Source organism: Pseudomonas sp. (assembly GCF_050739775.1).
Taxonomy (GTDB): domain Bacteria; phylum Pseudomonadota; class Gammaproteobacteria; order Pseudomonadales; family Pseudomonadaceae; genus Aquipseudomonas.
The window spans coordinates 1-20,073 of sequence record NZ_JBOICA010000063.1 but is presented as its reverse complement, the minus strand read 5'-3'; the positions used below and the strand labels follow the sequence as shown (position 1 = coordinate 20,073).

22 protein-coding genes are annotated in these 20,073 nt (G+C 62.8%); 20 read left to right on the top strand and 2 right to left on the bottom strand.

The features are described 5' to 3' along the window. The first annotated feature begins 319 nt into the window (after nt 1–319). The 19 genes from ACRESH_RS22870 to ACRESH_RS22780 all read left to right on the top strand — a co-directional run bounded on the left by ACRESH_RS22870 (nt 320) and on the right by ACRESH_RS22780 (nt 17,615). Nucleotides 320–1,156: an ABC transporter ATP-binding protein gene (locus ACRESH_RS22870; RefSeq protein ID WP_431744115.1), complete on the top strand. Its 837-nt coding sequence runs from the start codon at nt 320–322 to the stop codon at nt 1,154–1,156. 39 nt (nt 1,157–1,195) lie between these two features. Beyond that, on the top strand, nt 1,196–2,194 hold the full coding sequence (locus ACRESH_RS22865; RefSeq protein WP_431744114.1) for an ABC transporter substrate-binding protein: 999 nt from the start codon (nt 1,196–1,198) through the stop codon (nt 2,192–2,194). 29 nt (nt 2,195–2,223) lie between these two features. Then, on the top strand, nt 2,224–3,000 hold the full coding sequence (locus ACRESH_RS22860) for an ABC transporter permease (RefSeq protein WP_431744113.1): 777 nt from the start codon (nt 2,224–2,226) through the stop codon (nt 2,998–3,000). Then, nucleotides 3,000–3,764, top strand: a complete 765-nt coding sequence (locus ACRESH_RS22855; RefSeq protein WP_431744112.1) for an SDR family oxidoreductase — start codon at nt 3,000–3,002, stop codon at nt 3,762–3,764. The genes ACRESH_RS22860 and ACRESH_RS22855 overlap by 1 nt, the downstream gene beginning before the upstream one ends. A 14-nt stretch (nt 3,765–3,778) precedes the next feature. Beyond that, entirely contained in the window at nt 3,779–4,318 is a 540-nt protein-coding gene (locus tag ACRESH_RS22850) for a cupin domain-containing protein (RefSeq protein WP_342622953.1), read from the top strand. Between the two features lie 4 nt (nt 4,319–4,322). After that, on the top strand, nt 4,323–5,192 hold the full coding sequence (locus ACRESH_RS22845) for an alpha/beta fold hydrolase (protein WP_431744111.1): 870 nt from the start codon (nt 4,323–4,325) through the stop codon (nt 5,190–5,192). Further along, nucleotides 5,189–6,016 carry an IclR family transcriptional regulator gene (locus ACRESH_RS22840; RefSeq protein WP_431744110.1) on the top strand — a complete coding sequence of 276 codons (828 nt, stop codon included), beginning with the start codon at nt 5,189–5,191 and terminating at the stop codon, nt 6,014–6,016. The genes ACRESH_RS22845 and ACRESH_RS22840 overlap by 4 nt, the downstream gene beginning before the upstream one ends. Before the next feature lies 1 nt (nt 6,017). Beyond that, the gene (locus tag ACRESH_RS22835; protein WP_431744109.1) at nt 6,018–6,818 is read left to right on the top strand and encodes an SDR family oxidoreductase; all 801 of its coding nucleotides are present in this window, start codon (nt 6,018–6,020) and stop codon (nt 6,816–6,818) included. Beyond that, nucleotides 6,811–8,493, top strand: coding sequence for a thiamine pyrophosphate-binding protein (locus ACRESH_RS22830; RefSeq protein ID WP_431744108.1), 1,683 nt, complete (start codon nt 6,811–6,813; stop codon nt 8,491–8,493). The genes ACRESH_RS22835 and ACRESH_RS22830 overlap by 8 nt, the downstream gene beginning before the upstream one ends. Before the next feature lie 10 nt (nt 8,494–8,503). Further along, nucleotides 8,504–9,307 carry an aspartate dehydrogenase gene (locus ACRESH_RS22825; RefSeq protein WP_431744107.1) on the top strand — a complete coding sequence of 268 codons (804 nt, stop codon included), beginning with the start codon at nt 8,504–8,506 and terminating at the stop codon, nt 9,305–9,307. 10 nt (nt 9,308–9,317) lie between these two features. Continuing rightward, complete coding sequence (locus tag ACRESH_RS22820; protein WP_431744106.1) at nt 9,318–10,808, top strand: aldehyde dehydrogenase; 1,491 nt, start codon at nt 9,318–9,320, stop codon at nt 10,806–10,808. After that, nucleotides 10,805–11,770: a VOC family protein gene (locus ACRESH_RS22815; RefSeq protein WP_431744105.1), complete on the top strand. Its 966-nt coding sequence runs from the start codon at nt 10,805–10,807 to the stop codon at nt 11,768–11,770. Before ACRESH_RS22820 ends, ACRESH_RS22815 begins: the two co-directional genes overlap by 4 nt. A gap of 13 nt (nt 11,771–11,783) precedes the next feature. Beyond that, a complete protein-coding gene (locus tag ACRESH_RS22810; RefSeq protein WP_431744104.1) occupies nt 11,784–12,926 on the top strand; it encodes an FAD-dependent monooxygenase in 1,143 nt (380 codons plus the stop codon). 10 nt (nt 12,927–12,936) lie between these two features. Further along, nucleotides 12,937–13,254, top strand: coding sequence for a hypothetical protein (locus ACRESH_RS22805; protein ID WP_431744103.1), 318 nt, complete (start codon nt 12,937–12,939; stop codon nt 13,252–13,254). Between the two features lies 1 nt (nt 13,255). Beyond that, on the top strand, nt 13,256–13,483 hold the full coding sequence (locus tag ACRESH_RS22800) for a recombinase-like helix-turn-helix domain-containing protein (RefSeq protein ID WP_431744102.1): 228 nt from the start codon (nt 13,256–13,258) through the stop codon (nt 13,481–13,483). A 21-nt stretch (nt 13,484–13,504) separates the two neighbouring features. After that, nucleotides 13,505–14,539, top strand: a complete 1,035-nt coding sequence (locus tag ACRESH_RS22795; protein WP_431744101.1) for a Rieske 2Fe-2S domain-containing protein — start codon at nt 13,505–13,507, stop codon at nt 14,537–14,539. Beyond that, nucleotides 14,536–14,973: a Rid family hydrolase gene (locus ACRESH_RS22790; protein WP_431744100.1), complete on the top strand. Its 438-nt coding sequence runs from the start codon at nt 14,536–14,538 to the stop codon at nt 14,971–14,973. Before ACRESH_RS22795 ends, ACRESH_RS22790 begins: the two co-directional genes overlap by 4 nt. 3 nt (nt 14,974–14,976) lie before the next feature. After that, on the top strand, nt 14,977–15,936 hold the full coding sequence (locus tag ACRESH_RS22785; protein WP_431744099.1) for a PDR/VanB family oxidoreductase: 960 nt from the start codon (nt 14,977–14,979) through the stop codon (nt 15,934–15,936). Nucleotides 15,937–16,385: 449 nt separating this feature from the next. Continuing rightward, entirely contained in the window at nt 16,386–17,615 is a 1,230-nt protein-coding gene (locus ACRESH_RS22780; RefSeq protein ID WP_431744098.1) for a hypothetical protein, read from the top strand. Nucleotides 17,616–17,654: 39 nt separating this feature from the next. Here ACRESH_RS22780 and ACRESH_RS22775 read toward each other — a convergent pair whose 3' ends face one another. Next, nucleotides 17,655–18,545: a DMT family transporter gene (locus ACRESH_RS22775; RefSeq protein ID WP_431744097.1), complete on the bottom strand. Its 891-nt coding sequence runs from the start codon at nt 18,543–18,545 to the stop codon at nt 17,655–17,657. A gap of 176 nt (nt 18,546–18,721) precedes the next feature. Between ACRESH_RS22775 and ACRESH_RS22770 the strand changes: the two genes are divergently transcribed. Next, nucleotides 18,722–18,847: a hypothetical protein gene (locus ACRESH_RS22770; RefSeq protein WP_431744096.1), complete on the top strand. Its 126-nt coding sequence runs from the start codon at nt 18,722–18,724 to the stop codon at nt 18,845–18,847. 61 nt (nt 18,848–18,908) lie between these two features. Here ACRESH_RS22770 and ACRESH_RS22765 read toward each other — a convergent pair whose 3' ends face one another. Continuing rightward, the gene (locus ACRESH_RS22765) at nt 18,909–19,844 is read right to left on the bottom strand and encodes an aspartyl/asparaginyl beta-hydroxylase domain-containing protein (protein ID WP_431744095.1); all 936 of its coding nucleotides are present in this window, start codon (nt 19,842–19,844) and stop codon (nt 18,909–18,911) included. Between the last annotated feature and the right edge of the window lie 229 nt (nt 19,845–20,073).

Genomic DNA, 20,073 nt, shown 5'->3' with positions numbered 1-20,073 from the left:
GGTCGGTAGGAGCGGGCTTGCCCCGCGATGCTCTTTGGTTTCACCCATGAAACCAATCTTTCCTGTCCGTTACCGAAAAAAGCCCTGTTTCCTCGCATCAGCAATTGTCGCGCGCAGTTGCTGTGCAATTTCGTGCCATATAGAAAACCTTGTTTCATATATAAAACAATCAGATTTTCTTCGAATTTCAGTAAGCCATTATAAAATAAGAGCTTTTACCTTTAAGCGTAGGAGTAATCACAACTGGCATTGTTCATGCACTAAACGGCGTATCACCTATAAAACAGACCAGAGAGCTTCCCCAATGGCTGTGAAAGAGATGTACGCAATCACCCCTCAATGGAATACGCCACACGCCAGGGAAGACCTGGAACCGACCGAAATCGAGTTTCGTAACGTCGGCAAATGTTTCCCGGCCAAGGGCAAGTCCGAGGCACCCTTTGCCATTCGCGAGGTGAACTTCAAGATTCGTCGCGGCGAAGTGGTGTCGATCATCGGCCCGTCCGGCTGCGGCAAGAGCACCATCCTCAACATGGGTTCAGGTCTCTACCGGCCCAGCGAAGGCGAAGTCTTCGTCGGCGGCGAAGCCGTGACCGGGCCCGTGAGCAAGGTCGCCTTCATGCTGCAAAAGGACCTGCTGATGCCGTGGCGCAGTATCCGCCGCAATGTCGAGCTGGGCCTGGAAATCCAGGGTATGGCCGCCGCCAAGCGCCAGCCGATTGCCGAAGATCTGCTCAATCGCTGCCACCTGCAAGGCTTTGCCGACCACTACCCGTTCCAGCTGTCGGGTGGCATGCGCCAGCGTGCAGCCCTGGCCCGGACCCTGGCCATTGACCCGCAGGTACTGTTCCTCGACGAGCCGTTCTCGGCCCTCGATGCGCAGACCAAGATGATCCTGCAACAGGATCTGGCGCGGATGCTGTTCGAAGAAAAGAAAACCGCGCTGTTCATTACTCACGACCTGGTCGAGGCGATTGCCATGTCCGACCGCCTGCTGGTCATGAGCGCCCGCCCCGGGACCATCATCGAAGAAATCCACGTCGACCTGCCGTTTCGCGACAACCCGCTGGAGCGCCGCAAGTTGCCGGAGATCGGCCCGCTGGCGGGGCGTCTGATGGAACTGCTGAAAGTCGGCGAAGACACCGAACTGCATTGATCAACGCCTCACGGCCCATCAACCGATTCAGGAGTACGCATGTTCAAGTCCCTGCAACGCCTTGCGCAGACTTCCGCCATCGCCCTCGGCCTTGGCCTGGCGCTCAGCGCCCAGGCAGAGCCGACCAAGGTCACCTACCTGCTGCCCGCGCCACCCAATTCACCGGCCTTTGCGCCGTGGATCATTGCCAAGGAAAAGGGCTACTACAGTGCCAGGGACCTGGACCTGACGTTCATCGCCGCCAAGGGCGGTGTGGATGTCGCCAAACAGATCGGTGCCGGCAACGCCATGCTCGGCGGTGCTATCGGTGACACCCCGATCGTGGTCCGTGCCAACGGCATCCCGGTGCGCGCCGTGGCGGTGCTCGGTGCCGGTGGCGTGACCATGATCGCCACCAACGCCGGCGAGAACATCCAGTCGATCAAGGACCTCAAGGGCAAGACCCTGACCGTGATGTCCTACTCCGACACCACCTACTACGCCCTGCTCGCCTCCTTGCGCAAAGCCGGCTTGAGCAAGACCGATGTCGACATCCAGGCCGCCGGCCCGTCGGGTGTCTGGCAACTGTTCTCGGCCAACAAGGCCCAGGCCATGGCCGGGGTACCGGACTGGGTGGTCAACGCCGAAGAGGCCGGGCTGAAGATCATCCTGATCCCGCAGACGGAGATTTTCGAAAGCATGGCCCAGGCGATCCTCGCCTCCGACGACGCCATCAAGCACCAGCCGCAGATCGTCGGCGGCGTGGTCCAGGCCACCCTGCAAGGCATGCGCGACATCATCCAGGACCCGAAAGCCGCGGCCGCCACTTTCGCCAAGGCGGTACCTGCCTATGCCGGCAAGGAAGCGGCGCTGGAGAAAACCTTCCGCCTCTATGTCGAGCATGTCTACGCCAACCAGACCGTACTCGGGCAGATCGACCCGGTGCGCCTCGACGCGGTACGCAAGTTCTACGTCAGCGAAGGCATCGTCGCCAAGGAACCCAAGCTCGACGAGCTCTACAGCAACCAGTTCATCGAAACCACCACGGCTGCGCAATAAGCCTGGATGCATAACAAGGTATTAGCCCGATGAGAAACCTCAACACCTCCGTGTTCGGCAGCGTCGCCCTGCTGATCCTGTTCCTGCTGCTCTGGCAGTGGGGCCCCGGCCTGCTCGGCATGCCCGAGTTCGTCATGCCGCAACTGAGCCGCGTGGCCCAGGAAAGCGTGGTCATGTGGCAATCCAGCAGCCTGCTGCAGCACACCCTGATCACCGCCTTCGAGATCATCGTCGGCTTCGGCCTGGGTGCCCTGCTAGGCGTTGCCATCGGTGTCTCGCTGGGCCTGTCGCCGTCGGCCGAGGCCATGCTTTCGCCGTACATCCTGGCCCTGCAGATCGCCCCGAAAGTCGCCTTCGCACCGCTGTTCGTGATGTGGCTGGGCTACACCATCTACCCGAAGATCCTCATCGCCATCCTCATCGTGTTCTTCCCGGTGATGATCAACGTGCTCTCGGCGATCCGCACTGTCGATCCGGACATGATCAACCTGGTGCGCACCATGAACGCCAGCCGCTGGCAGATCTTCCGCCTGGTGGAGTTCCCCTCGGCCATGGCCGCGCTGTTCTCCGGCCTGCGCATCGCCTCGACCCTGGCGGTGATCGGCGTCACCGTCGGTGAACTGGTCGGTGGCAACCAGGGCCTGGGCTTCCTGCTGGTAGACGCCGAGGGCCAGGGCAACACCGCCGGGGTCTTCGTCGCCATCGTCATGCTTACCCTGATCGGCGTGCTGGCCTACGGCGCGGTGGTCTGGGCCGAGAAGCGTGTCCTGCACTACCTGCCCAAAGCCATGCTGAGTACCCAATGATGAGCCCATTCAAAACCATGCTTGAAGGCCGCCGCGTGCTGGTCACCGGTGGCGCCCGCGGCCTGGGCTATGCCTTCGCCCAGGCCATCGGCCAGGCCGGTGCCCGGGTGGTGATCGCCGATATCCTCGCCGAGCGCGTGCAGCAGGCCGCCTGTGAACTGCGCGAACAAGGCTTGCAGGTGACCGGCGTGCCCCTCGACCTGGGCAACCCCGAGTCTATTGAGACTTGCGTCGCTGCCGCGACGGCCGAGCTCGGTGGCCTGGACGGCCTGGTCAACAACGCCTCGATCACCAACTCCGGCGGCAAGACCTGCGAGCAACTGGACATCGACACCTGGGACCAGGTCATGCAGGTCAACGTCCGTGGCACCTGGCTGATGACCCGCGCCTGCCTGCCGGCCCTGCGCGCCAGCGGCAAGGGTGCGGTAATCAACCTGGCGTCCGACACCCCGCTGTGGGGCGCACCGAACCTGCTCGCCTACGTCGCCAGCAAGGGCGCGATCATCGCCATGACCCGCAGCCTGGCTCGCGAGCTGGGCAGCGACAACATCACCGTCAACGCCATCGCCCCCGGCCTGGTGCTGGTGGAGGCCACGGCCTATGTGCCCGAGGCACGTCACCGCCTGTACACCGAACAACGGGCGATTCAACGCCCACAACTGCCAGAAGACGTCAGCGGCGCCGTGCTGTTCGCCCTGTCCGACCTGTCGCGCTTCATCACTGGACAAACCCTGCCGGTCAACGGCGGGTTCGTCATGCCCTGAGCAAGGAGAAACCCATGACCGACCTTTCCGTACAAAACGACGCGCCGAAGACCTGGGAACAACCCGCAGGCTCGGACCTGGCTGGCTGGATGCAAACCCGCATCGCCCGCTATGAAACCCGCAAGTACGACTGGGACGCGCTGAAGTTCCAGGCCGACTACGACCCCAAGTTCCGCCGTGCGCAAATGCGTTACGTCGGCACCGGTGGCACCGGGGTCAACAGCGACATGAACACCATCCCTTCGGAAAACTTCACCTTCTCGACCATGGTCATCCCAGCCGGTCATGAGGGCCCGCCACATATTCATACCGACGTCGAGGAAGTGTTCTTCGTGCTGCGCGGCAAGCTCAAGGTGATCATCGAGAAGGACGGCGAGCGCTTCGAGACCGTGCTCACCGATCGTGATCTTATTTCGGTGCCGCCAGGCGTGTACCGCGAGGAGATCAACATCGGCGACGAAGACGCGCTGATGTGCGTGATGCTCGGCGCGAAAAAGCCGGTCACCCCGACCTACCCGCCAGCGCATCCGCTGGCTTCGATCAAGCGCGGGTAAAGCCATGTTGCACGCCACCGACAACTCGCTCGCTGCCCTTGAGGCCCAGCTGCAACAGCGCTTTCCCCAGCGCCTGCTGCAACTGGCCGACGGTGCCCAGGCGATCCGCGAAGCCGGGCACGGGCCTGCCATTGTGCTGCTGCATGGCATTGGCTCGGGCGCCGCGTCCTGGCTGCAGGTGGCCGTGCAACTGAGCCAGCACGCCCGGGTACTCGCCTGGGATGCACCTGGCTACGGCGACTCCAGCCCACTGGCCGCCCCTGCACCAAAGGCCGCTGACTATGCCCGGCGCCTGCGGCAACTGCTCGATGCAATGCACATTGATCACTGTGTGCTGGTCGGCCATTCCCTCGGCGCCCTCAGCGCTGCGGCCCTGGCCTACCAGCAGCCGCAACGGGTCAGCCGACTGGTGCTGATCAGCCCCGCCCGCGGCTATGGCGACCCGGCCCGTGTCGAGCAGGCGCAACAGGTGCGCAGCCAGCGCCTGCACAACCTCGAGCAACTGGGCATCGCCCAGATGGCCAGCCAGCGCAGCGCGCACATGCTCTCGCCAGTGGCCAGCGCCGAGGCCCGCGCCTGGGTGCAATGGAACATGGCGCGCCTGATTCCCCAGGGCTATCGCCAGGCCATCGAGTTGCTCTGTGGCGATGACCTGCTGCGCTACGCCGACCTGGCTGTGCCCTGTGAAGTGCACTGCGGCGCCGCCGACAGCATTACCACCCCAGCTGATTGCCAGGCCCTGGCTGACAGCCTGGGCGCTCCATTTCGCCTGATTGCCGCGGCTGGCCATGCCAGCCCGATCGAACAACCCGAGGCCGTGGCAACCCAGCTTGTCCGGGCCCTCGACGTCTCACTGACAGGTACTGCGCTATGAATGATTCGGATCTGTTGAAGGACAACCAGGACAAGTACATCGTCCCCGGCCTTGAGCGCGGCCTGTTGCTGCTCTGCGAGTTCAGCCGGCAAAACCGTACCCTGACCGCGCCGGAACTGGCACGGCGCCTGGAGCTGCCGCGCTCGACCATCTTCCGCCTGCTGACCACCCTGGAAACCATGGGCTTCGTCACCCGCAGCGGCAATGAATACCGCCTGGGCATGTCGGTGCTGCGCCTGGGTTTCGAATACCTGGCCTCGCTGGAGCTGACCGAGCTGGGTCAGCCGCTGCTGGCGCGGCTGTGTGATCACCTCAACTACCCGAGCAACCTGGTGGTCCGCGACGGCCGCTCGATTGTCTATGTGGCCAAAGTCTCGCCGCCGTCGGTGTTCTCCAGCGCCGTCAACGTCGGCACCCGCCTGCCCGCCCACGCCACGGTGCTCGGGCGCATCCTGCTGGAAGACCTGAGCCTGGCCGAATTGCGCGAGCTGTACCCGGAAGAGCACCTGGAACAGCACTCGCCATGCACGCCGAAAACCGTGCTGGAGCTGTTCGACCTGGTACAGAGCGACCGTCAGCGCGGCTATGTCAGCGGTGAAGGTTTCTTCGAGTCGTCGATCTCGACCATCGCCGCCCCGGTGCGCGATCACAGTGGCCGGGTGGTTGCTGCCATGGGCGTGACCATTCCCACTGTGCAGGTCGGCCACATCAACTTCGACGGCTTGCTCGGCCATGTTCGTGGCAGCGCCGATGAGCTGTCGCGCCTGCTCAATTACACCCCTAACGCCGGTTCCGGCCGCGTCACTGCCTTGATGAGGGATTGAGATGAGCAACCTCTATCAACTGCAAGGGCGCACCGCCATCGTTACCGGCGGTTCCTCCGGAATTGGCCTGGCCTGTGTCGAACAACTGCTCGAAGCCGGTGCCGCGGTGGCCTTCTGCGGCCGTGATCAGCAACGGTTGAACAGCGCCGAAGCACGCCTGCGCGAACGCTTCCCCGAAGCACGCCTGTTGGCCCGGGTGTGCGATGTGCTCGATGCCGACTCGGTCAAGTCATTCGCCGCCGCCAGCCTGTCAGCCCTGGGGCCTGCCCAGGTGCTGATCAACAACGCCGGACAAGGCCGGGTCTCGACCTTCGCCGACACCACCGACGAGGCCTGGAGCGAAGAGCTGCAGCTGAAGTTCTTCTCGGTGATCTATCCGGTCCGCGCCTTTTTGCCACAACTGCAAAGCCAGGCCAGCGCTTCGATCATCTGCGTCAACTCGCTGCTGGCCAGCCAGCCCGAGCCGCACATGGTCGCCACCTCGGCGGCCCGCGCCGGGCTGAAGAACCTGGTGCGTTCGATGGCTACCGAGTTCGCTGAGAAAGGTATCCGGGTCAACGGCATCCTTATCGGCCTGGTCGAGTCGGGCCAGTGGCGCCGTCGCTTCGAGGCCCGCGAAGAGCGGGAGCTCGACTGGCCGCAATGGACCGCACAACTGGCGCAACGCAAACACATTCCCCTGGGTCGTCTGGGTCTGCCCAAAGAAGCAGCCCAGGCCATCCTGTTCCTGGCTTCGCCCCTGTCGGCTTACACCACTGGCAGCCATATCGATGTTTCTGGAGGCCTGTCCCGCCATGCGTAATGAAAACACTGTCACCGTTGGCGCTGCCATCACCGCGTTCCTTGAACAATGCGAGGTCAAGGCCGCCTTCGGGGTGATCTCGATCCACAACATGCCGATCCTCGATGCCTTCGCCGTGCGCGGCAACATCCGCTTCGTCATGGCCCGTGGCGAAGCCGGGGCGACCAACATGGCCGACGCCTATGCCCGTACCACCGGTGGCCTGGGCGTGTGCCTGACCTCCACCGGGACTGCCGCCGGTAACGCTGCCGGTGCGCTGGTCGAGGCGCTGACCGCCGGTACGCCGTTGCTGCACATCACCGGGCAGATCGAAACCCCGTACCTGGACCAGGACTTCGCCTATATCCACGAAGCCCGCGACCAGCTGACCATGCTCAAGGCCGTGTCCAAGGCTGCCTTCCGCGTGCGCAGCGTAGAAACTGCCCTGAGCACATTGAAGCTGGCCGTGCAGACCGCCCTCACCGCGCCCACCGGTCCGGTCAGTGTGGAGATTCCGATCGACATCCAGTCGACCTTCATTCCTATGCCCACCGACCTCTCGCCACTGCCGATCCCGGTAGCGGTACCGGCGCCTGAAGCCCTGGACCTGGTCGCCGAACGCCTGGCCAGCGCCACCCGCCCACTGCTGTGGCTCGGCGGCGGTGCCCGGCATGCCGGAGCGCAGGTCAAGCGCCTGCTGGACATGGGCGTCGGCGTCATTACCTCAACCCAGGGTCGCGGAGTAGTCAACGAAGACGACGAACGTTGCCTCGGCGCCTTCTCGCAGAACAAGCTGGTCGAAGGCTTCTTGCAGGCTTGCGATGCGTTGGTGGTGGCCGGTTCACGCCTGCGCAGCAACGAGACCTTCAAGTACGCCCTGAAGCTGCCGCGCACGACCCTGCGCATCGACGCCAACCCGGCGATCGAAGGCCGCGGCTACTCCAGCGAGCTGTTCATCTGCGGTGATTCGGCACTGGCCCTCGATGGCCTGGCGGATCGCTTACAAGGCCGACTGAATATCGACCCGACGTTCATCGACGAACTCAAGGCCGTGCGCGTCCAATCCCGTACGCAACTGGTCGCCGACCTGGGCCCGTATTCGGCCATGGTCGAACAGCTGCAGGGGCTGACCGGGCGCAACTTCTCCTGGGTGCGCGACGTGACCCTGTCCAACAGCATCTGGGGCAATCGCCTGCTCAACCTTTACCACCCGCTATCTGGCGTGCATGCCTTGGGCGGCGGTATCGGTCAGGGTCTGGCCATGGGCATCGGCGCCGCCGTCGCTGCGGCGGAAACCGACCCGCAGCGCAAAGTGTTCGCCCTGGCCGGTGACGGCGGCTTCATCCTCAATCTCGGTGAGCTGGCGACCCTGGTGCAGGAAAAAGCCAATGTGGTGATCCTGCTGATGAACGACCAGCGCTACGGGGTGATCCGCAATATCCAGGACGCCATCTACGGCGCCCGCCATGCCTATGTCGAACTGCACACCCCGGACTACACCAAGCTCGCCGAGTCGATTGGCCTGCGCCATGGCCTGGTCAGCGACCTGAAGGACTTCGGCCCGCTGCTCGACAACGCCCTGAGCCAGGGCGGCCCGTTCCTGCTGGAAGTCGACATGCTCAGCGTCGGCGGCTTCGCCACCCAGTTCGCCGGTCCGCCCAACAGCGAGACCAAAGCCCAGAAAGCCACGGCCTGAGGTCTTGAGCATGCTCAATATTACTATGATCGGCTGCGGCGCCATTGGCGTCGCGGTGCTGGAACTGCTGGAGAACGACCCGCAACTGCGCGTTGAGCAGGTGATCGCCTCGGCCGGCTCCGAAGCCCTGGTGCAGCAGCGCCTGGCCAGTTTCAAGCGCCCGCCGCAGGTGCTTACCGCCCTGCCCGCCGAGGCGCGCCCGGACCTGTTGGTCGAGTGCGCCGGTCACCTGGCCATTGAAGAGCACGTGCTGCCGGCGCTGGAGCGCGGCATCGCCTGCCTGATCGTCTCGGTCGGCGCACTGTCGGAGCCGGGCCTGGTCGAACGCCTGGAGGCCGCTGCGGCGCGTGGCAATACGCGCATCGAGCTGCTGCCCGGCGCCATCGGTGGCATCGACGCACTGTCGGCAGCCAAGGTCGGCGGCCTGGATTCGGTCGATTACATCGGCCGCAAACCGGCCAAGGCCTGGAAGAACACCCCCGCCGAGCAGGTCTGCGACCTGGAAGCGATCAGCGAAGCCACGGTGATTTTCCAGGGCAGCGCCCGCGAAGCGGCGCGGCTGTACCCGAAGAACGCCAACGTCGCTGCCACCCTGTCGCTGGCCGGGCTGGGCCTGGACCGCACCCAGGTAACGCTGATCGCCGACCCGCTGAGCGAAGAAAACGTCCACCACTTCGAAGCCCGTGGCGCCTTTGGCGGATTCGAGATGAGCCTGCGCGGCAAGCCGCTGCAGGCCAACCCGAAAACCTCGGCCCTGACCGTGTACAGCGTGGTCCGTGCCCTGGGCAACCACGCGCACGCCATTTCCATCTAGGGGAACGTCGATGACTCTGGAACAGACCTTACCTATCTGCATCGCCGGCACCTGGCGCCTGGGCGGCGGCGACCGCTACGCCACCTGCTACCCGGCCACGGGCGAGCCGGTGGCCTGGCTCAATGCCGCCAGCCTCGACGATGTCGAGCAAGCCGTACAAGGCGCGCACCAGGCCTTCTTGCACAGCGGCTGGGCGCAGCGCAAACCTCACGAGCGCGCCGCCGTGCTGTACCGCATCGCCGAACTGATCCGTGAGCGTGGCGAAGAGCTCGCTCAATTGCAGCGCCAGGACAACGGCAAACCGATCAACGAAACCCGCGCACTGGTCGCCAGCGCTGCCGGTACCTTCCAGTTCTTTGCCGCCGCCTGCGAAACCCTGGAAGAAACCATCACCCCATCGCGCGGCGATTTCGTCAGCATGAGCGTTTACGAGCCGATGGGTGTGGTTGCCGCCATCACCCCGTGGAATTCGCCGATTGCCAGCGAAGCACAGAAAGTCGCTCCGGCCCTCGCCGCTGGCAACGCGGTGGTGATCAAGCCGGCGGAAATCACCCCGCTGCTGGCCCTGCAACTGGCGCAGATCTGCGCAGACGCAGGCTTGCCCAAGGGCCTGATCAGCGTACTGCCAGGCAAAGGCTCGCTGCTCGGTGACGCCCTGACCCAGCACCCGTTGATCAAGCGCGTGTCGTTCACCGGCGGCACCCGGACCGGTAAACACATCGCTCATATCGCCGCCGACAAGATGATGCCGGTATCGCTGGAACTGGGCGGCAAATCGCCAACCATCGTCCTCGATGACGCCGATCTGGATCACGCGGTAGCCGGCGTGCTCTACGGCATCTTCAGCTCTTCGGGCGAGGCTTGCATCGCCGGTTCGCGGCTGTTCGTTGCCCGCGCCCTGTATGAACCGTTCATGCAGCGTCTGGTCGCTGGCGCCGCGCGCCTGCGCCTGGGCGACCCGGCCGATGAATCCACGCAGATGGGCCCGCTGATCAGCGCCGCGCACCGTGAGTCGGTGGAGCGTTATGTAGCTCTTGGCCTGGCCGAGGGTGGTCGTCTGCTGCTCGGTGGCCAGCGTCCGGCCGGCGGTATTTACGACCACGGCTACTTCTACCCGCCAACCATTCTCGAAGGCCTGAACAACAGCCAGCAGACCTGCCAGGAAGAGATCTTCGGCCCGGTGCTGGTGGCTATTCCCTTCGATAACGAAGAACAACTGATCGAGCAGGCCAACGACAGCCTCTACGCCCTCGCCGCCGGGATCTGGAGCCGCGACTACAAACGCGCCTGGGCCCTGGGACGCAAGATCCAGGCTGGCACTGTGTGGATCAACACCTACAAGCAGTTCTCCATTTCCACCCCGTTCGGCGGCTGGCGTGACAGCGGCCTGGGTCGTGAAAAAGGCCGCCTGGGGATCCTCCAGTACATGGAACAGAAGAGCCTCTATTGGGGCATGAACGAACAGCCACTGGCCTGGGCCGGTGTGGAGGCAAGGTCATGAGTGTTTTAGGTATCGATGAAGTCACCTATGGCGTTGAAGACCTCGACATCTGTGTGCGCTTCTTCAGCGACTGGGGTCTGAACAAAGTCAGCGAGCAGCCGGACGAGGTGATCTTCGAAACCCTCAACGGCTGCCGGGTGGTGCTGGCCGATATCAACAAGGCCGGCCTGCCAGCGGCCATCGAGCCGGGTTCGACCGTGCGCGAGGTGGTCTGGGGGGTGGAAAGCGCAGCTGACCTGGCCTTGTACAGCCAGCGCATCGCCAACGACCCGGGCTTTGTCGAAGGCAACGGGCGGATCGGCTGCACCGATCCCAATGGCCTGGCAATCCGCCTGCAAGTCACCCGCAAGCGCGCGCTGGAGATCGAATGCAGCGGCCATAACACCTGGCAGACCAAAGGCCGGATCAACAAACCGGCGCCGGTGTATGAGCGCGCCACGCCCATCGAAGTCGGCCATGTGGTGTTCTTCGTCAAGGACGTCAACGCCTGCGAAGCCTTCTACCACGAGCGCTTCGGCTTCCAGGCCTCGGACCGCTACCCCAATCGCGGCGCCTTCCTGCGCACCGCCGAGGAAGGCGGCCACCACGACCTGTTCATGCTCCAGCTGCCAGCACCACGCGCGGGCCTCAACCATGTGGCCTTCACCGTGCGCGACCTGCACGAGGTGTTCGGCGGCGGAATGCACATTTCGCGCAGCGGCTGGACCACCGAGATCGGGCCTGGCCGTCACCCGGTGTCGTCGGCGTTCTTCTGGTACTTCAAAAACCCGGCGGGCGCGCTGGTCGAGTACTACGCCGACGAAGACCAGCTGACCGGCGACTGGCAACCACGCGAGTTCGAGCCCGGCCCGACGGTGTTCGCCGAATGGGCGATTGCCGGTGGCATCGATGGCAACACCCGGCGCCAGCAGCACGTCGAAGCGCCGCAAGGCAAGTTCCTTACCGACAAACCGAAACCTTGATCAGGAGTCGCCCATGTCTTCGTTGAACATCGCTATCAACGGTGCCGGAATCGGCGGCCTCACCGCCGCCATCGCCCTGCGCCAGGCCGGTCACGAGGTAACGGTTTTCGAGCAGTCGAAAGCCTTCCTGCGGGTGGGTGCCGACATCAACCTGACGCCGAATGCCGTTCGTGCCCTGGACGGCCTCGGCGTTGGCGCGGCCGTGCGTATTCCGGCAGCACGCCCGACGCACCGGATCAGCCGTCTGTGGGACAGCGGTGAAGAGACCTCGCGCCTGGAAATGGCCGATGCCGCCGAAAGCCAGTACGGCGCGCCCCAACTGACCATCCACCGCGCCGACTTGCTGGCCGCGCTGGCTGAGGTGTTTCCGCTGCAGAACGTGCAGTTCGGCAAACGCGCCGAACAGGTGCGGCAGGATGCCGAGGGTGTCGAACTGCGCTTCAAGGATGGCAGCCAGCATCGTGCCGACCTGCTGATCGGTGCCGACGGCATTCATTCCGTGGTGCGTAACGCGCTGTTCGGCGAAGAGCAACCGCGCTTCACCGGCGTGGTTGCCTACCGCGCCGTGGTTCCGCTCAGTCGTGTGGCGCAGGTGCCGAACATCCAGGCCTTCACCAAATGGTGGGGACCGAATCCGCAGAGCCAGATCGTCACCTTCCCGCTGAACCAGGGCCGCGACATCTTCATTTTCGCCACCACCGCCCAGGACAGCTGGCACCTCGAATCCTGGACCACTGCAGGCGATGCCGCCGAGCTGCGCAGCCACTACCAGGACTTCCATGCCGACGCCCGCGCCCTGCTCGACGCCTGCGACGACGTGCTCAAAACCGCGTTGTACGAGCGTGATCCGCTGCCGTTCTGGTCGCAGGGGGCGATCACCCTGCTCGGCGATGCCTGCCACCCGATGATGCCGTTCATGGCTCAGGGTGCCGGCCAGGCGATCGAGGACGCTGTAGTCCTGGCTCGCCATCTTCACGGCGTGACTGACACGGCACAGATCGCCGGCGCCTTGCAGGGTTATCAGCAGGCACGCCTGGAGCGCACCAGCCAGATCCAGATCGGTTCGCGCGGCAATCAGTGGCTCAAGGCCGGCGGCAATGCCGACTGGGTTTACGGCTACGACGCCTGGACCGTACCGACCAGCCGTGCAGCCTGAGCCGATGACCATGAGCGAATCCATGCTGCTGACCGTCGTGCTCAAGCACGACCAGTCGAAGAACCTGGAGCAGATCCAGGCGCACATGAAAACCATGGGCTGGTGGCACAGCTTCCCGCCCGAAGGTGTCGAGGTGATGTCCTGGACCGTGGCCATGGGCCTCGGCCAGATCGTCACCCTGTGCTTGCCGCCGAGCTTGCTGAGCAAGGTCAATGTGGAACTGGAGCGCGCCGCCTGGGGCGTGTTCCGCACCGAATGCTATCCGACGTACGACTTTGTCCCGGTCCGCGAAATGATCCGCGAACGGGTCCGCAATGGAGGTCAATGACATGAGCAACACCGAACGCTATCTGGACCCGCATCAGGCCCGCAAACGGCCCAACACCCAGTTCGAAGAGCTGCTTGGCGACTCCATCGAGCGCGCCTATGGCAATGGCGTGACCCAGCTGCCCGAGCTGCTCGCGCACCTGAACCTGGCCGGGCCGCCCTGCCCGCTGACCAGCGGCGAATGGACCGAAGACGCCTACAAAACCCTGATGACTCGGCTGGGCGCATGACCCGCCGGAGGTAAAGACAAGATGAATATGCAATTCACCGTCGACCCTGTTGAGAATCACCTGGCCAATGGCCTCAAAGACCTCTGGTTTCCGGTCCTGCCGTCGCAGCTGCTCGGCGAAAAGCCGCTGTCGGTCCGTCGCCTGGGCTACAAGATCGCCCTGTGGCGCGACAACGATGGCAGCGTGCATGCCCTCGAAGACCACTGCCCGCACCGTGGCGCCCCGTTGTCCCAGGGCCCGGTGCTGGGTGACCGCCTGCAGTGCCCCTACCACGGCGTCGAAGTGCGCTGCGATGGCACCGTGACCAAGGTGCCCGGCAGCCCCGGTTGCAAACTTGAAGGCAGCCGCCCGACACGCATGTTCCACACCCGTGAAGCGGCCGGCGCGATCTTTCTGTTCAATGCCACCGATCCTCACCTGGATACGCCGCCGGAGCTGGTGCTGCCCGAGCAGTTGACCTCGCCCGAGTGGAGCAGCTTTCTCTGCTACACCGAGTGGAAAGGTGACTATCGCTACGTGCTCGACAACGTCATGGACCCGATGCACGGCACCTACCTGCACAAGATGTCGCACTCGATGAGCGAAGGCGAAGCCACCGCCAAGTTCGTCACTCGCGACACCGACCAGGGTTTCTTCTTCGAGAAGGAAGGCCAGCGCGGGGTCAACTTCGACTGGACCGAATTCCTCGACAACGGCTGCCATTGGCTGCGCCTGGAAATCCCGTATCCGAAAACCGGTGGTCCGGGCGGCAACTTCACCATCATCGGCAGCTACACCCCGAGCAGCCGCAGCCTGTCCGCCGTGTTCCACTGGCGTGCCCGGCCCTTGACCGGCTGGCAGCGCGACACCTGGCGTTTCCTCTACAAGAATCGCCTGGAAGCGCGCCACTGGGCGGTGCTGGAACAGGACCGGGTGCTGCTGGAGTTCATGGAAGCCGACGCCAACCAGCGCGAAAACCTCTATCAGCATGACCTGGGTGTAGTGCGCCTGCGCCGCTACCTCAAGGGCAAGGCCAAGGAGCAACTGGCGCTGATCGAAGCGAAGCAGCTGTCATGAGCCAGGCCGTGCAGCGTATTCAGGCGCAGGCAGTGGCCGAGCTGGCCACGGCCAGCTGGTCCAACGCCCTGCTGCTCGGCAATGAGCTGGTGATGTCCGGGATGACCGGGCATCCCGCCACCCGTCAGGCCGCCGAAACCGGTACCCCGCTCGATGCCTATGCACAGACCCTGGTGGTGCTGAACAAGGTGCTGGCGCTGGTGAAGGCGGCGGGCGGCCACATCGGCAACATCTACCGGTTGACCCTGTACCTCACCCGGATTGCCGACAAGGACGAAGTAGGTCGCGCCCGTCGCGACTTCTTTGCAGGCTTCGCCTGCTACCCCACCTCCACCCTGGTCGAAGTGAGCGCCCTGGTGTTCCCGGAACTGGTGGTGGAAATCGAAGCCTGCGCCCGGCTCGACATTGACATGCGCACTGCGCCAACGAGGTGAATGATGTCCAACTCCTCTACCATCACGGCGCTGGTGCACACCCTGCGCCACGAAGCCGAAGGCATTATCAGCGTCGAACTGCGCCCTTGGGGCGATACCGTGTTCGCGCCGTTCGAAGCCGGTTCGCACATTGATCTGCACCTGCCCAACGGTCTGGTGCGCAGCTACTCATTGCTCAACTCGCCAAGCGATCAGGGCCGTTATGTGGTCGCTATCTTGCGTGACCGCAACAGCCGTGGCGGATCGGCTTTCGTCCATGAGCAACTGCGCGTCGGCACGCAACTGAGCATCTCGCAACCGCGCAACAACTTTGCCCTCGACCCGCACGCCAGCCATAACGTGCTGGTCGCCGGTGGTATCGGTATCACCCCGATCTACTGCATGTTCCGCCAGTTGCTGGCTCTGGGTAAATCCGCCGAACTGGTCTACTGCGCCCGATCGCGCAAGGAAGCGGCGCTGCTGGAGCAACTCAGCGGCCTCGATGCCAAGGTGGTTTATCACTTCAACGACGAGAAAGGCGCGGTGCCGGACCTGGCCCATTACCTGGCTGGCCAGCCGCGTGACACCCATTTCTACTGCTGTGGCCCGACGCCGATGCTTGATGCCTTCGAAAGCACCTGCGAAAGCCTCGGCTATCCCCATGCACATATCGAACGCTTCACTGCGGCCGAATTGCCACCGTCGGAAGATGCCCAGGACAGCTACAGCGTCGAACTGAAAAAGTCCGGCAAGATATTGAACATCGAGCCGGGACTGAACCTGCTCGACGTGCTGCTCGAAGCCGGATGCGATATCGAGTACAGCTGCCGCGAAGGGGTCTGCGGCTCGTGCGAGACCCGCGTACTGGAAGGCGATATCGACCATCGTGACGGGGTGCTGACCAAGGCTGAACGGGCGGCGAACAAATCGATGATGGTCTGTGTATCCGGCTGTAAGAGCCGGCGCATGGTGCTCGACCTGTAACTGGTTATCAGAATTACGCGCGCAATTGACCGGCACCCTGTGTGCCGGTTTTTTTGACCCATGGGGTTAAAAAATAGCCTGCTAATTATCCACTCACAAAACAAACCACGCGCTATTAAAGCGCCTTGTGCAAATAAACCGCACTGCAATTGCACACCGCTGTTACTTAATCTCCAACCCGTTCCATACACGGTACAACTTCAGTCGTTTCAAATATAAACAATTGTTTTCAATAGTTTTTACCCGGAAACATACCACCTGTCCGCACTGGCACAGTTCCTGCTCTTTCCCTATCGCATCCAAACATAAAACAACGTACCGCCTATAAAACAATAAAAACCCAACACCCCCAGCCAAGTGCGCAGTATCGCTGATTCCCGTTTAACGCCTTGTTCAAGGCGCCGGACAGCTGTTGCCCACAGAAATGGCTCAACCTTGCAGGGCATGATATGAACAAGTACGTGGTAAGCCTGGGCCTGATCCTCAGCAGTTGCGCAAGTTTCGCCTCCGAACCCGGCCCGGCCGCACCCGACCAACCGCCTGCGGTAAAAAAGCCGTTCCCGCATATCGCCTGGCGCAGCGATGACGGCCAGAGCTCATTGGATATTGGCGGCGCCCTGCGGGTGAACTACCGGGATGAACATTGGGACACCACCGAAAACAACGGCCGCTTTCTATTCGATACCTTCCGCCTGGATGTGCAAGCCACCCACAAGCAGCTGTTCAGCGATGTCGGCTACTGGTTCCAGGACGACGGCAAACGCTCCATCGACCGCGGCTACGTCGGCTACTGTTTTACCCCCAATGCCAACCTGCAGGTCGGCGCGCCATTCAAACCCTTCGGCCTTGAGCCCTACCCACAGTTTGGCTGGAGCTACCACATCCCGTTTTTCATGGGCTATGGCGTCAGCGCCGGTACAGGCCTCAAGTACAGCTACAAAGACCAGGACTGGGACCTGCAACTGGGCTACTTCCCGCGCATGCTGCCCAGCGGTATCCGCTACTCGCCGGAAGTCGGCCGCTTTGCCGACCTGAACGACAACGCCGTACCCTTCACCCAGTCGCGCCAGGACAACGAAAAGCGCAATCAGGTCAACGCGCGGGTCGCACGGACCTTTAGCGGTGATGGCTGGAAGACTGAAATCGGCGCCTCATTGGCGGCTGCCGAACTCTACAACGCCACCACCGACGACGATGGCGACTACTGGGCCGGTGGTGTACATGCGGTCGTCAACGCCGGGCCGTGGACCGTGACCAGCCAGGCCATCCGCTACGGATACGACCCGAAAAACCCCGACGGGGTCAGTAACGACTCGGTACTGATGGGCGGCAACGGCCTGACCCCGGCCTACCTGATCGCCGCCAAGGCCACCATCGCCTCGCTCAACATCGGCTACGACATCTTCACCCCCAACCTTGGGCAGTTGAAGAAGATCAAGCTGTACAACGACTACAGCCGGATGATGAAAGACAAAAGCGGCTGGGACGACTCGCAGATGTATACGGTCGGTGCACAATTTCTCGCTATGCCGATCATGGCCTGGGTCGACTTTACCTGGGCGAAGAACGCCAACCCCTTTGGTGGCGCGGAAAACGGTACCGGCTGGACCAGTACCAGCTCCATCGGTAGCAACGACTGGTACTACCGCACCAACATCAACATTGGTTACTACTTCTGAAGAGAAAGCCGCCCGGCAAGCGCCGGGCGGCGATGCGGCCTAGTCGGCCTGGAGTTGTGCAGCGCTAACCGCAGGTTTGCGGAACACAAACAACAAGCCGATCACGATCAATCCCATGCCCAACAGGCTCAGCGCTGCCAGGCGGTTACCGAAAATCAGGTAGTCCATGATCGCCGTCACCGCGGGCACCAGGTAGAACAGGCTGGTGACATTGACCAGGTTGCCACGGGCAATCAGCCGATACAGCAGCAGAGTCGCCAGCAGCGAGACCACCAACCCCATCCACAGCAACGCGCCGATGAAACTGCCAGTCAGTTCGACATGCAGCGGCTGCAACGGCGCAAACAGCGCACACATCAGCAGCCCGGCGATGTACTGCAGCGGCAAGGTGCCCATGGGGTTGCTGGTGATGCGCTTCTGCATGATCGAACCAAAGGTCATGCTCGCCAACGCCAGCAACGCAAAAAGCATTCCCATCAGCGAAACGCCGCCCAGGTTGATGCCCTGAAAGACCACCATGATCAACCCGGTCAAACCCAGGCCCAGACCGAACAAACGGCTCCAGGACCGCTGACGCTCCATCAACACCACGGTGAGGATGGGTTGCACGCCCATGGCCGTGGCCATGACACCGGGGGTCACCTGGATGTTCAATGCCAGCAGGTAGAAGATCTGGTAGGCACCGAGCAACACGCAACCGGTAGACAGCGCCTGCAGCACTGCCACCCGTCCGCGCGGCCAGCGCAACTTGAGCAAGGGCGCGAGCAATAACAGACCGCACAGGGCCAGGGCCGAGCGCAGCAGCAGGAAAGCAAAGGGACTGGCATGGGCAAGCCCCAGCTTGGAGACAATCGCCCCGCTACTCCAGAGCAGGACGAACAGGCTGGTGGTGGCCGCCGAGGCCACGGATTCTTTCGATAGAACAAACATGAATGCCACCTGTAATTCGGGCAGATAAGCCGAACGGTGCTGCCCGTGGTGGGCAGCCAACCGTATTCAGTAGGGTGCAGATGTGACGGGACGCAGCGATTGGCCGCTTAGCCCAGCACTACCACGCCTGGCGGTGCGACAACGCACGCAACCACGCTACTGACAGGTGGTGGGTAGTGACTGATCATGGCCGGCTGCTGACTCCCACGCACAACGACAACCGCGTCGTGCGCGGTAGCGAATACGGTGGATGGGCAGGAAGCTGGCATGAGCAGGTCTTCGGTGAGGTGAAGTGGGTCTGACTATAGCCAGAGTGATTCTGGCATGCAAGGCATGCAAGGCATGCAAGTCGGCGATGAAGATTCAGAACAACCAGCGATACAACAGGTAGGCAACCACCACCGCCAGCGCCGGACGCAACACCCGGTAAGCCTTGGGATTGGCCCGTTTGAACTGCTTGACCCGAGCACTGATGACATTGCTGAAGCGCTTGCTCCAGGCATAGGCCTGGTTGATCCCGCCAACACGCTCGTCATCGGTGTTCTGCGGCGCGGTGGCGCGGCCGAGGAAGGCGCTGACCTTGCGGTTGATGCGGGTCATCAACGGGCTGTTCAACGGACGCTCGACGTCACAGAAGAGGATCACCCGAGTAGTCTCGGTCTCGTTTTTCACCCAGTGCACATAGGTTTCGTCGAACATCACGTCTTCACCGTCGCGCCAGGCGTAGGCCTGGCCATCGACGTAGATCCGGCAGTGGTCGGAGTTCGGCGTCGACAGGCCCAGGTGGTAACGCAGGGAACCGGCGAACGGATCACGGTGCGGGTTCAGGTGGCTGCCGCCAGGCAGCAGCGCAAACATCGCGCCTTTGACGTTGGGGATGCCGTTGACCAGCTCAACGGTCTTTGGGCAGAGGGCTTCGGCCGATGGCAACGCTTTGTCGTACCACTTCAGGTAAAACCGCTTCCAACCCTTCTTGAAGAACGAACCGAAACCGGCGTCGTTGTCTTTCTCGGCAGCGCGGATGTAGCCCTCGTCGAACAGGTGCATGGCCTCTTCGCGGATAACGTCCCAGTTGTCCTTGAGTACATCGAGTTCGGGAAAGCGGCTGCGGTCCAGGTAGGGTTTGGACGGCACGCCGGAAAACAGGTACATCAAGGCGTTATAAGGGGCGAACAGCGCCGAGTGGTTGACGAACTGGCGCAACATTGGCAAACGCGCCTTGCCGCGCAGGTGAACATACAACGTGCTGCCGAAAAACAGCAGCAATACACCTGCCTTGACGACAAAGGAAAAGGTCATGCAACACTCCTTGGAATTTCGATCTGGCCATCACTGCCGGATTAATCGAGCATCATAAACCGATCCAGCCCCGGTAAAAATAACCGGGGCCAGCATTCAGTATTAAGGATGGTCTGAAATAGCCGAATACTCTCCGGCTATCGAGCGGTCAGCACTTCAAAAAACGATGCTCATCGAAAATCCGATTGGTTCTCCACGCTTTTCAGGCTGCCTGGCGGCTGCGAGGCGT